The following is a 12,101-nucleotide window of genomic DNA, read 5'->3' on the forward strand; positions in this document are numbered from 1 at the left end:
CGACCCCGTCGGCATACGGGCCGGAGGGCTTCAGAAGGCGGAAACCCCCGTCAGCGCCCGCCCGATGACCAGCTTCTGTATCTGGCTGGTGCCCTCGTACAGCGTCATCACCCGCGCGTCCCGCAGCAGCTTGCCGACCGGGTACTCGTCGATATAGCCATAGCCGCCGAACACCTGGAGGGCGTTGTTGGCGGCGCGCACCGCGGCCTCGGAGGCGAAGAGCTTGGCCTGGGACGCCTCGGTGGCGAACGGCTCGCCGCGGTCGATCAGATCGGCGACCCGCCAGGTCAGCAGCCGCGCGGCCGCCACGTCCACGGAGATATCGCTGATCAGCTCCTGCACCAGCTGGTGCCGGGCGATCGGCTTGCCGAACTGCTCGCGCTCGCCCGCGTAGCCGAGCGCGGCGTCCAGGGCGGCCTGGGCGATGCCCACACAGCCGGCGGCGACCGACATCCGGCCCTTGGCCAGCGCGGACATCGCCACCGAGAACCCCTTGCCCTCGGGCCCCAGCAGGGCGCCGGCCGGGACCCGTACGCCGTTCAGGACCAGCTCCGCGGTGGCCTGGCCGCGCAGTCCCAGCTTCCCGTGGATCTCCCGGCGCTCCAGACCGGGGCTGTCGGCCGGTACGAGGAAGGCGCTGATGCCCTGGTGGCCGGGGGCGCCGCCGGTGCGGGCGAAGAGCAGCACCACATCGGCCCAGGTCCCGTTGGTGATGAACATCTTGCTGCCGTCGATGACATAGGAGTCCCCGTCACGGACCGCCCGGGTGGCGAGGTTCGCGGCGTCGGATCCGGTGCCCGGCTCCGTCAGGCCGAAGCAGCCGACCGCCTCGCCGGAGGTGAGCCGCGGCAGCCATGCCCGCTTCTGCTCCTCGTCGCCCCATGCCGCGAGGGTCTTGGCCACCAGCCCCAGGGAGACCGAGACGATGCCGCGCACCGAGGAGTCGCCGCGGCCCAGTTCCTCGGTGACCAGGACGTAGGAGAGGTGGTCGCCGCCCGAGCCGCCGTACTCCTCGGGGACGGTGAGCCCGAGGAAGCCGAGGCCGCCGAGCTTCTTCACGATGGCGCGGTCGACCTGTTCGGCGCGGTCCCAGGCGGTGACGTACGGAGTGATCTCGCGGTCGGTGAAGTCCTTGGCGAGCTGCCGTACCGCGGTCTGCTCCGCGCTGAGCTCCAGGTTCATCTCGGGCCCCTTGTGGACGAGAACAGTTAATTAGCACTGCTAGTTTTTGGTCGGCAGCCTCTACTATGTGCGGCATGGCCCGACCCCGCAAGCCCCTTCTGAGCCGCGAGCGCATCGTCTCCACGGCGCTGGCGCTCATCGACGCCGAGGGGCTCCCGGCGCTCTCCACCCGGCGGCTGGCGGCGGAGCTCGGGGTGAGCGGACCCTCGCTCTACAACCACTTCACGACCAAGGACGAGATCCTCGACGCGGTGGCCGACACGGTCATCGCCAAGGTCGATGTGTCGGCGTTCGAGACGGGCACGGACTGGCGCGCCGGGCTGCTCGACTGGGCCCGCTCCTACCGCGCGGCGCTCGCCGCCCATCCGCACATCGTGCCGTTCCTGGCCCAGGGCCCCGGCCGCCGCCCCGCCGGCCTGAAGATGGCCGACGCGGCGTTCGGCGGGATGGTCGAGGCGGGCTGGCCGCCCGCCCAGGCCACCAGGGTCTGCGCCATGGTCCGCTACTTCGTGGCCGGCTCCGCCCTGGGCTCGTTCGCCCGCGGCTTCGTCGACGACCCGGGCGCCTACGACCCCGCCGACTACCCCCACCTGGGCCAGGCGCATCTGCTGGCCGAGCATCAACGCCAGGTGGACGAGGGCGCGTTCGAGGCGGGACTGCGGGCCCTGGTGGACGGCCTGGCGCTGCAATTCCCTGCGCGGCCCGCCAAGGGCTGACTACCGTAAGTGTTCTGGCCATTACGGGAATGGGCCGGTCGTGGAGGAGCTCCCATGCCGCCGAGAAGGGTCGTCACCGGACGGAGCAAGGAGCCGCGCAAGCGGTTCGCGGAGGAACTGCGCTTACTGCGTGCGCAGAAGGGCGACAGCCTGCGCAAGCTCGGTGAGGTGCTCGGCTGGGACGCGTCGCTGTTCGGGAAGATGGAGAGCGGGAAGACCATCGGCAGCCCGGAGGTGGTGGAGGCGCTCGCCCAGCACTACGGAACGGAGGAATGGCTGCTGACGCTGTGGGAGTTGGCGGTGGGGGATCCTACGCAGTTCAAGGCGCAGTACCGCCGCTATATGTCGCTGGAGCAGGAAGCGATGAGTCTGTGGAAGTACTCCGTGAGCAGGCCGCCGGGACTGCTTCAGACGGCTGCGTACGCACGCGAAGCGCTTGCGGCGGGCGGCCTCAAAGGCGAGGAGCTGGACCAGCAGGTGGACGCGCGGGTGGGACGGCGGAAACTGCTGGAAGGCGATGACCCACCGCCGTTCCGCGTCATCCTCTGCGAAGCCGTGCTGCGGAACTCGCTGCGCGATCCTCGGGAGTGGCGGGAACAGTTGCACCACCTGGTGGAGGCATCGGAGCGCCCGAACATCACGCTTCATGTGCTGCCGTTCGGCACTGGCCTGCATGGCCTGGACAGCACGGACGTGATGTTCCTGCGGCTGCTGGACGGCAGTACCGTGGCCTACGCCGAGGACGACGTGCGCGAGGAACTGATCGAAGAAAACGGCAGGGTTGAGCCTTTGCAGCGCACATAGGATGCGGTGCGCGACCTGGCGTTGTCCCCGGCCGAGTCCCAGAAGTTCATCACGCGATTGTTGGAGGAAATGCCGTGCGAGCCATCGACCTGAGCAGCGCGACGTGGCGTAAGAGCTCCTACAGCAACTCGAACGGGGGCAACTGCATCGAGGTCTCCGACGACTTCCTCACCGCCGCCAACTGGCGCAAGAGCAGCTACAGCAACTCCAACGGCGGCGAGTGCATCGAGATAGCCGACAACCTCCCCGCCCTCGTCCCCGTACGTGACAGCAAGAACCCCCAGGGGCCCGCGCTCGTCTTCAGCGCCACCGCCTGGGGGTCCTTCGTTGCCGCCGTGAAGAACAGAGCCGTCTAGAACACGACCAGCGCCCGCCCGCCCTTCCCCGCCAGCATCGCGTCGAAGGCGGCCGGGATGTCGTCGAGGGTGATGCGGTCGGTGACGAGCGTGGCGAGGTCCAGGGCTCCGGAGCGGATGTGGGTGGCGATCAGCGGGAGGTCGCGGGCGGGGTCGGTGTTGCCGTAGACGCAGCCGGAGAGGGTGCGGCCGAAGTAGAAGAGTTCCAGGGCGGAGAAGGACACCTGCTGGTCCTGGCCGCCGATGCCGACGACCGTCGTGCGGCCCCCGCGGCGGGTCGCCGACCAGGCCGTACGGATGGTGTCGGCGCGGCCCACGCACTCCACGGCGACATCGGCGCCCAGGCCGCCGGTGAGCTTGCGGATGCGCTTGGCGGTGTCGTCGCCCGCCACCACGAACTCGGTGGCCCCGGCCGAGCGGGCCAGCTCCTCCTTCTCCGGCGAGACATCCACGGCCACGATCGGGCCGGCGCCCGCGATCCGCGCCGCCTGAAGCGTGGCCAGCCCCACCCCGCCCACGCCGAAGACCACGACCGACTCCCCCGCCCGCACCCGGGCGCTGTGGTGCACCGCGCCCCAGCCGGTGAGCACCGCGCAGCCGAGCAGCGCGGCATCGGCGAGCGGCACCCCCGCCGGCAGCGGCAGCGCGGCCCGTGCGGAGACCACGGTCTCCTCGGCGAACACGGCGGTGCCCAGGCCGGGGTAGAGCTCGGTGGCGTCGTCGGCGCGCCGGGCGTACGGGGCGTTCGCGGCGAGGCCGGAGTGGGCGCACAGCCAGGGCTCGGACAGTCCGCAGAAGTGGCAGTCGCCGCAGGACGGCGCCCAGTTGAGGACGACCTGGTCGCCGGGGGCCACCGTCGTCACGTCCGGGCCGACCGCGGTGACGGTGCCCGCGCCCTCGTGCCCGAGGACGGCCGGGGCGGGCTGGCGCAGGGTGCCGTTGGACAGCGACAGATCGGAGTGGCAGACCCCGGCGGCGGCGAGCCGGATACGGACCTGGCCGGGGCCGGGCTCGGGCAGGTCGATCTCGGTGATCTGGAGCGGGGCGTTGACGGCGGGCAGTACGGCGGCGCGGACCACAAGGACTCCTCGTGCGCAGGACGGCGTAGCGGGGGCGGCAGCGGCCGCCCCCACCTGCCGGACGGATCAGAAACGGATCAGAACTGGAGGGACTTGGTCTGGAGATACTCGGTCAGGCCGTGCGGGCCCAGTTCCCGGCCGATGCCGGACTGCTTGTAACCGCCGAACGGGGCGAGGGGGTTGAAGCGGCCGCCGTTGATGTCGACCTGCCCGGTGTGCAGCCGGCGGGCGAAGGCGACGGCCTCGGCCTCGTCGGCCGCCCAGACCGCGCCGGCCAGGCCGTAGACGGTGTCGTTGGCGATCCGGGCGGCGTCGTCCTCGTCCTCGTATTTCAGGATCGACAGGACCGGGCCGAAGATCTCCTCCCGGGCGATGGTCATCTCCGGGGTGACCTCCGCGAAGACGGTCGGCGCGACGTAGTAGCCGGGGCCGGCGTCGGGTGCCTCCGGGCCGCCCGCCACCACCCGCGCCCCCTGGGCGATGCCCTGCTCGATATAGCCGCGCACCCGGTCCCGCTGGGCGGCGTTGACCAGCGGGCCGATCTTCTCGCCGGGGACGTACTTCGCGGCGGCCGCCGTCGCCAGCTCCACCGCCTCGGCGTAGTGGTCCCGGTGGACCAGCATCCGGGTCCAGGCGCTGCACGTCTGGCCGGAGTTGGCCATGACGTTGGCGACGCCGACCGCGACCGCCTTCGGCAGATCGGCGCCGGGCAGGATGACATTGGCGGACTTGCCGCCCAGCTCCAGCGCCACCCGCTTGACCGCGGCGCCCGCCAGGGCACCGATCCGCTTGCCGACGGCCGTGGAGCCGGTGAAGGAGACCAGATCGACCCCGTCGTGCTCGGCGAGCGCCTGCCCGGCGACCGGTCCGAGGCCGGTGACGAGGTTGAAGACCCCCGCGGGTATCCCGGCCGCGTCCACACACTCCGCGAACAGCTGGGCGACCAGCGGGGTGTCCTCGGCGGGCTTCAGCACCACCGTGCAGCCGGCCGCGAGCGCCGGGGCGACCTTGGCGACGATCTGGTGGAGCGGGTAGTTCCACGGTGTGATCGCGCCGACCACGCCGACCGGTTCGTGCAGCACGGTGGAGTTGCCGATCGTCTCCTCGAAGGAGTACGTACGGGCCAGTTCGGCGTAGGAGCCGCAGACCGCGAGCGGCACCCCGGCGTGCACCGCGGTGCTGAAGGCGAGCGGTGAGCCGAGCTCGGCGGTGACCGTCTCGGCGATCTCCCCGGCGCGGGCGGCGAGTTGGTCGCGCAGCGCGGCCAGCCGGTCCGCCCGCTCCCCGGGCGGGGTGGCGGCCCAGCCCGGCAGGGCGGCGCGGGCGGCCCGCACCGCGGCGTCCACGTCCTGCGCGGACCCGGCCGGGACGGTGGCGATGACCCGCCCGTCGGCCGGGTTGACGACCTCGATCGTCCCGCTGCCCTCGGCGGGCCGCCAGCTTCCGTCGATGTACATCGCGTCGTGCTGCTTCACGTCGTGGTCCTCCCGCGCCGGCCGATGGTCATCGCCCCAAACTAGCGCCGGTAGTTTTCCGCCGCCAGGGCTCCCCGCCGCCCGCTGGGGGTGACGGTGGCCACGAGCCTAGGAGATGCCCCCGCCCTCACCTCTTGGCGGACGGCTTGCGCATTTCCTCGATGATGCTGAGGAATCCCGCCTTGCCATGGCCCGCGGCGATGGTCCGGTCGGCGAGGCCCTTGACGGCGTCGAGCACCTCGGTGTTGATGCCGCGGTCCACGGACGCCTCGATGATGTGGCCGATGCCCGCGGCCTCCATGACGATGTTGTCCTGGTCGCCCGGGAAGACCCCGCGGTCCGCATCCCGTGCCCAGCCCGCGGCGAGCGGCGACAGGATGCCGACGATCGCGTCCGTGAACGGCACGAACTTCCCGGCCGCCACGCCCTCGGCGCCGGCCAGCGCGAAGGCGTGCACCAGGCCCGCTATCGCGGAGAAGAAGAAGCCGAGCAGGGCGAGGTCGTACACCGCGGCCGCGCCGTGGTCGTCGCCGAGGTAGGCAGCCTGACCACCCAGCACCTTCAGCGTCTCCTCGTACGTCTCGAACGCCTGCCGCGAACCGCTGTAGAGGAGGGTCGCGCCGGGGGTGCCGACGTCCGGGGTCGGCACCATGACCGCACCGTCCAGGTAGTCGATGCCGTGCCCGGCGGCCCAGGCGGCGGCGGACCGTGCGCGCTCCGGGGTGTCGGAGGTGAGATTGACCAGGACCCGGCCGGACAGCCCGGGGCCGGCCGGTTCCAGGAGCTCCCGGGCGGCGGCGTAGTCCAGTACGCACACGATCACCAGCGGACTGGCGGCCACCGCTTCGGCCACCGTGTCCGCACGGACCGCGCCGCGCTCCACCAGGGCATCGGCCTTGCCCGGCGTACGGTTCCAGACCGTCGTGGGGTGCCCGGCCCGGATGAAGGCGCCGGCCAGCGCACTCCCCATGGCGCCGAGGCCGAGCACGGTCACCGGGGTGCGGGGGTCGTTCGGGGTGCTGCTCATGGTGTGCTCCTCATCCGCTGCGCGGGCCCGGCCCACTGCCCGGCCCGCTGTGCACACCACCCTGCCGAGCTGCGCTTATGGTTCCCTTCGGGTCTGCTTACGGTCTCTTCGGGCGGGGTTACGGTCCGTTGGAGCCTCGGGGCGGGCCGACGGATCCATGGGTCCCTCGGGACGGGCGACGGCCCCTTGGAGCGGTCCGGTTCCGCCGCCCCGCGCCCGGCCCGTGCGGGCGGCCATCGCGGCGGAGGACAGCAGCAGCGCGCCTAGCAGGACGAAGGGCGCGGCGGTGCCCGCGACTCCGGCGAGCAGTCCGGCGCCGGCCGGGGCGGCGACCTGGCCGGTGGGGGTCCCCCCGCGTCCTTTAGACGTGGGGGAGGTTTCCGGTGAGGCGGAGCGCCAGCGCCGTACTGCGGGCCCGTTCGGGGGCGGCCTGGACGACCGTCGTCATCGACAGCGGCCGGCCGACGCCGAGACAGAAGCCGAGGGCGAGCAGCATCGCGGCCAGCGCCCACACCGGCACCGGCAGCACCAGACCGCCGCAGAGCACACCGGCCAGGGCGCAGCTGACGACCAGCAGCGGGGCGCAGCGCCCGTGATCGGTACGGCGTCCGAGCGGTACGGCGACGAGCAGCGGCAGCAGGGCGTAGACGGCCGTGATCACGCCGACGGCGCGTTCTTCCCCAAGCTCTCAACTACGTTCGAGCAGGGGAGACCCCAATCCCCAGGGCGAGGGCCCGGTAGGAGACGGCCGGCCTGGCCATGCTCACCGCTCCTTGTGCGAAGGAGAAGGTGAGGACCAGACGCAGCAGCCAGCTCCTGCCGGGCCTCGCGGTGGTGGTGACGGTCATCTAGATGATGCCGAAGAGCACACCGGCGCACAGGACCACCAGGGAGGTCAGTGCGGCCCATTTGACGGTGAATTTGGTGTGGTCGCCGAACTCGACCTTGGCCATCCCGACGAGGACGTAGACGGCGGGGACCAGCGGGCTGGACATGTGCAGGGCCTGGCCGATGAGGGAGGCGCGGGCGATCTCGATGGGCGCGACCCCGTGGGCGGCGCCGGCCTCGGCGAGGATCGGCACGATGCCGAAGTAGAAGCCGTCGTTGGACATGAAGTAGGTCAGCGGGATGCTGAGGACGCCGGTGACGATGCCCATGTGCGGGCCGAGCGCGTCGGGGATGCCGCTGACCAGCCAGCGGGCCATGTGCTCGACCATGCCGGTGCCGGTGAGCACACCGGTGAAGACGGCGGCGGCGAAGACCATGCCGGAGACGTTGAGCACGTTCTCGGCGTGCGCGGCGACGCGGGCCTTCTGGTCCTTCATGTGCGGGAAGTTGACGGTGAGCGCGAGGGCGGCGCCGAGCAGGAAGAGCACCGGGATCGGCAGCGTCTGAAGGATCAGCAGGGTGAGCAGCGCGAGGGTGAGCGCGGCGTTGAACCAGTAGAGCTTGGGGCGCAGGGTGGCCCGCTGCGGGTCCAGGACCTGGAGGCCGTCGTCGTCGGCCGGCTCTCCGGAGCCGGCGGCCGGCTCGTCGTCGGAGCCGGTGCCCGCGCCGCCGGTGGTGCGCCGCGCCCCGGCCGGGCCGCCGCCCGTGCCACCGCTGCCCGCGCCGACCAGGACCTGCTCGGCCTCGTTCGCGGGCACGGCCTCGTTCGCGGGCACGGCCTCGGTCACCGGCCCGGTGTCGCCGAGGGTCAGCACGCCGAGCCGCTTGCGCTCACGCCGGCCGAGGACGTAGGCGAGGGCGAAGACCGCGACCAGGCCGACGGCCAGGGCGGGGATCATCGGGACGAAGATGTCACCGGCGTCGAGCTTGAGCGCGGTGGCGGCGCGGGCGGTCGGGCCGCCCCAGGGGAGGGTGTTCATCACGCCGTTGGCGGTGGCGGCGACACCGGTCATCACCACGAGGCTCATCTTCAGCCGCTTGTAGAGCGGGTAGAGCGCCGAGACGGTGATCATGAAGGTGGTGGAGCCGTCGCCGTCCAGCGAGACGATCGCGGCGAGCAGGGCCGTGCCGACCACCACCCGCACCGGATCGGCCTTACAGAACTTGAGGATGCCGCGAACGATCGGGTCGAAGAGACCGACGTCGATCATCACCCCGAAGTAGATGATGGCGAACATCAGCATCGCGGCAGTGGGGGCCAGGTCACCGATGCCCTTGAGGACATAGTCGCCCAAGTGCGCGCCCTGTCCGACCAGGACGCAGAACAGCGCGGGAATCAGCACCAGCGCGGCCATCGGTGACATCTTCTTCATCATGATCAGCACCAGGAAGGCGGCGATCATGACAAATCCGAGGATTGTCAGCATTAGGGGTTACCTCACGTTCGCCCTTGAACATCTGCCGGGGGTGGCGGTTCAGGCGACGTTAGGTCCCGCAAAGTTTTGTTAACAAGGTCTTGACGCGCGAGCAATAAGAGCAAAACCCCAGGTCAATAGGGATGTCACCGGACGGTCGTGCGCACAACCGGCACACCGCACCCGCGCCGCCCGCCGCCGGCGCTCACTCCTCCCCCGCGCCCGCCCCGTCCAGATACCGCGCCAGATAGGCCCGCAGCAGCAGCTTGGTCTCGGTGACGAGGGCCGGGTCACCGGCCGGATCCGTACGGAAGGCGAGCTGGAGCAGTGCGTCGGCCGTCTCGACCCCGACCAGGAAGGCGGTGCGCAGCCGTTCGTCGGCGGCGTCCAGACCGAGCGGACCGGCGAAGAGGGCCAGCAGCCGGTCGGCGACCTCGTAGTTGGCCTGCCGGGAGGCGCTCGGGGCGGGGACGGTGAACTCCACCAGGGCGAAGCCCGGCACCGTCCGCTTCATGGCGAGGTACTCGTCGACCACCACATCCATCGCATGGCGCCACTGGAGCGGGGTGTGCGCCGGGGCGGTCAGCCGGGCGGTGATGCGGTCCGCGTAGGCGTCGAGATTGCGCCGGGCGAGGGCCTCGGCCATGGCGCGCTTGTTGGGGAAGAAGCGGTAGAGGGAGCCGATCGGGACCCCGGCACGACCGGCCACGACCCGGGTGCTCAGGTCCTCGTACCCGGTCTCCTCCAGCACTTCGGCACAGGCATCGAGAATTCTGGCCAGGCGCTGGGCGCTGCGCCGCTGAACGGGGGCGCGGCGCAGAGCGGCGGACGGCGGGTCGGGGCGGGGGGTCGACTGCGGCACCCGCCCATCCTGCCCGCCTGACGGGCGGCGGTACATGAGCGCGTGATCCGGCCGACGCGGCGGAGACTCTCCGTTGACGGCCCCCGACAGCAATCCTAAGGTCATGCATAGGATTCCTTGAGCGGCGGGAGCACGCGATGGCAGGTACGGGCAACGAGCAGGCGAGGAAGACGGCCGAGGGACTGGCGTACCACACCGGCTTCGGCAACGAGCACAGCTCGGAGGCCGTCCCCGGCGCGCTGCCGGCGGGCCGCAACTCCCCCCAGCGCGCACCGCTCGGCCTGTATGCCGAGCAGCTCAGCGGGTCGGCGTTCACCGAACCGCGCGCCCACAACCTCCGCTCCTGGCTCTACCGCATCCGCCCGTCGGCCGCGCATCCGCCGTTCGTCCGGGCCGAGCGGCACGCGCTCCGCTCGGCGCCGTTCACCGACTGCACCCCCGACCCCAACCGGCTGCGCTGGAACCCGCTGCCCGAGCCCGCCGGTCCCACCGACTTCCTGGACGGCCTGTGGACCCTGGGCGGCAACGGCGACGCCACCCAGCGCACCGGTATGGCCGTCCACCTCTACTACGCCAACACCTCCATGGACCGGCGGGTGTTCGGCAACGCGGACGGCGAGCTGCTGATCGTGCCGGAACGGGGCGGGCTGCTGCTGCGCACCGAACTCGGCCTGCTGCACGCCGAACCCGGCGAGGTGGCGCTGATCCCGCGCGGCGTCCGCTTCCGCGTCGAGCTGCTGGACGCCACCGCCCGCGGCTATGTCTGCGAGAACTACGGCCGGCCCTTCCAGCTGCCCGACCTCGGCCCGATCGGCGCCAACGGCCTGGCCAACGCCCGGGACTTCCGTGCCCCGGTCGCCGCCTACGAGGACGTCGAGGGCCCCGTCGAGGTCGTCAACAAGTTCTGCGGCCACCTCTGGACGGCCACCTACGACCACTCCCCCCTGGACGTCGTCGCCTGGCACGGCAACCACGTGCCGTACGTCTACGACCTGCGCCGCTTCAATGTCATCGGCTCGATCAGCTACGACCACCCCGACCCGTCCATCTTCACCGTGCTCACCTCCCCCTCCGACACCCCGGGGCTGGCCGGTGTGGACTTCGTGGTCTTCGCACCGCGCTGGCTGGTCGGCGAGGACACCTTCCGGCCGCCCTACTTCCACCGCAATGTGATGACCGAGTACATGGGCCTGATCGAGGGCGCCTACGACGCCAAAGCGGAGGGCTTCGTCCCGGGCGGCGGCTCGCTGCACAACATGATGTCGGCGCACGGGCCCGACCGGGAGACCTTCGACCGGGCCAGCGCCGCCGAGCTGCCGCCGCAGAAGATCGACGACGGTCTGGCCTTCATGTTCGAGACCCGCTGGCCGCTGACGCTCACCGAACAGGCCCGGGACGCCGGCCATCTTCAGCGCGGCTACGACGACGTATGGCAGGGTCTCCAGCGCCACTTCCGCCCGTGACACCGGGGAACGCCTCGTGACCACCTTCGCTCCCGACTCGCTCGCCCTGAACCGCAAGCTGCCGCTCTGGTATCAGGTCTCGCAGTCGTTGCGCGCCTCCATACTCGGCCGCTCCCCGGAGGCGCCGCTGCGGCTGCCCACCGAGGACGCGCTCGCCGCGCACTACGGCGTCAGCGTGCTGACCATGCGCCAGGCCCTCAAGGAGCTGGAGACGGAGGGCCTGATCAGCCGGCACCGGCGCCGCGGCACGTTCATCGAGCCGACCGCCCGGCGTGCTGCGCCGGTGCGGCTGCTGGGTTCCGTGGACGCGATCGTGGTCCAGCAGTCCGGGATGACCACCGAACTGCTGGAGCACGGCCCCACCCCCGTGCCGTCCGAACTGGCCGAGTTCTTCCCGGACCTGGCGGAAGTGACCGGCTTCCGCCGGCTGCGCAGCGACGAGGAGTCGGGCGAGCCGACGAACCACGCCTGCAACTACGTCCGCCCCGACGTCGCCGCGGCGATCGATCCGGCGGATCTGCTGCGCTGGCCGATGACGAAGGTGCTGAGGGACGCCGTGGGCGTCCGGATCAGCCGGATCACCGACACGGTGGAGGCCCGACTGGCCGACCCGGAAACCGCCCGGCTCCTCGAGGTCCCGCTGCTCAGCCCGATCCTCCACTACACGGGCGTCAGCTACGACGCGGACGGGCGCGCGGTCGATGTCACCCGGATCCACTATCGGGGAGACCGCTTCTCCTTCACGGTGACCATGGATTCCTGACCACGTTTTCGGCTGCCCCGCCGTGTGGGACCTCGCCGTTGCGCCTGCGGCGGGCGGGGTTGTTGTCGGGT

General features: G+C 71.4%; 10 protein-coding genes and 2 pseudogenes. 5 read left to right on the plus strand and 7 right to left on the minus strand.

Features of this window, described 5'->3' with window-relative positions; translation table 11 throughout:
* Positions 1 to 30 precede the first annotated feature (30 nt).
* On the minus strand, positions 31 to 1,182 hold the full coding sequence (locus tag AC3EUV_RS12680) for an acyl-CoA dehydrogenase family protein (protein ID WP_432146850.1): 1,152 nt from the start codon (positions 1,180 to 1,182) through the stop codon (positions 31 to 33).
* A 74-nt stretch (positions 1,183 to 1,256) separates the two neighbouring features.
* On the opposite strand from AC3EUV_RS12680, the gene AC3EUV_RS12685 reads away from it, so the two are divergent.
* The 3 genes and pseudogenes from AC3EUV_RS12685 (at position 1,257) to AC3EUV_RS12695 (ending at position 3,058) form a co-directional block, all read left to right on the plus strand.
* A complete protein-coding gene (locus tag AC3EUV_RS12685) occupies positions 1,257 to 1,898 on the plus strand; it encodes a TetR/AcrR family transcriptional regulator (protein ID WP_432146849.1) in 642 nt (213 codons plus the stop codon).
* A gap of 54 nt (positions 1,899 to 1,952) precedes the next feature.
* A pseudogene (locus AC3EUV_RS12690) lies at positions 1,953 to 2,795 on the plus strand (helix-turn-helix domain-containing protein).
* Entirely contained in the window at positions 2,777 to 3,058 is a 282-nt protein-coding gene (locus AC3EUV_RS12695; RefSeq protein ID WP_398739850.1) for a DUF397 domain-containing protein, read from the plus strand. Before AC3EUV_RS12690 ends, AC3EUV_RS12695 begins: the two are co-directional and overlap by 19 nt.
* Here the strand turns inward: AC3EUV_RS12695 and AC3EUV_RS12700 are convergent.
* The 6 genes and pseudogenes from AC3EUV_RS12700 to AC3EUV_RS12725 all read right to left on the minus strand — a co-directional run bounded on the left by AC3EUV_RS12700 (position 3,055) and on the right by AC3EUV_RS12725 (position 9,804).
* Positions 3,055 to 4,137 (minus strand): Zn-dependent alcohol dehydrogenase, encoded by a 1,083-nt coding sequence (locus AC3EUV_RS12700; RefSeq protein ID WP_432146848.1) that lies wholly within the window; start codon positions 4,135 to 4,137, stop codon positions 3,055 to 3,057. The two genes, AC3EUV_RS12695 and AC3EUV_RS12700, sit on opposite strands and share 4 nt — an antisense overlap.
* 77 nt (positions 4,138 to 4,214) lie before the next feature.
* On the minus strand, positions 4,215 to 5,612 hold the full coding sequence (locus tag AC3EUV_RS12705) for an aldehyde dehydrogenase family protein (RefSeq protein WP_432146847.1): 1,398 nt from the start codon (positions 5,610 to 5,612) through the stop codon (positions 4,215 to 4,217).
* A gap of 127 nt (positions 5,613 to 5,739) precedes the next feature.
* Positions 5,740 to 6,639, minus strand: a complete 900-nt coding sequence (locus AC3EUV_RS12710; protein ID WP_432146846.1) for an NAD(P)-dependent oxidoreductase — start codon at positions 6,637 to 6,639, stop codon at positions 5,740 to 5,742.
* Between the two features lie 75 nt (positions 6,640 to 6,714).
* Positions 6,715 to 7,487: pseudogene (locus AC3EUV_RS12715) on the minus strand (MFS transporter).
* Complete coding sequence (locus AC3EUV_RS12720) at positions 7,488 to 8,954, minus strand: CitMHS family transporter (protein WP_432146845.1); 1,467 nt, start codon at positions 8,952 to 8,954, stop codon at positions 7,488 to 7,490.
* Positions 8,955 to 9,147: 193 nt separating this feature from the next.
* Complete coding sequence (locus AC3EUV_RS12725; protein ID WP_435602921.1) at positions 9,148 to 9,804, minus strand: TetR/AcrR family transcriptional regulator; 657 nt, start codon at positions 9,802 to 9,804, stop codon at positions 9,148 to 9,150.
* A 137-nt stretch (positions 9,805 to 9,941) separates the two neighbouring features.
* Between AC3EUV_RS12725 and hmgA the strand changes: the two genes are divergently transcribed.
* Positions 9,942 to 11,267, plus strand: coding sequence for a homogentisate 1,2-dioxygenase (gene hmgA, locus AC3EUV_RS12730; RefSeq protein ID WP_435602922.1), 1,326 nt, complete (start codon positions 9,942 to 9,944; stop codon positions 11,265 to 11,267).
* 16 nt (positions 11,268 to 11,283) lie between these two features.
* The gene (locus AC3EUV_RS12735) at positions 11,284 to 12,030 is read left to right on the plus strand and encodes a GntR family transcriptional regulator (protein ID WP_435602923.1); all 747 of its coding nucleotides are present in this window, start codon (positions 11,284 to 11,286) and stop codon (positions 12,028 to 12,030) included.
* Positions 12,031 to 12,101: the final 71 nt, after the last annotated feature.

It is taken from the genome of Streptomyces sp. bgisy130, from assembly GCF_057708345.1.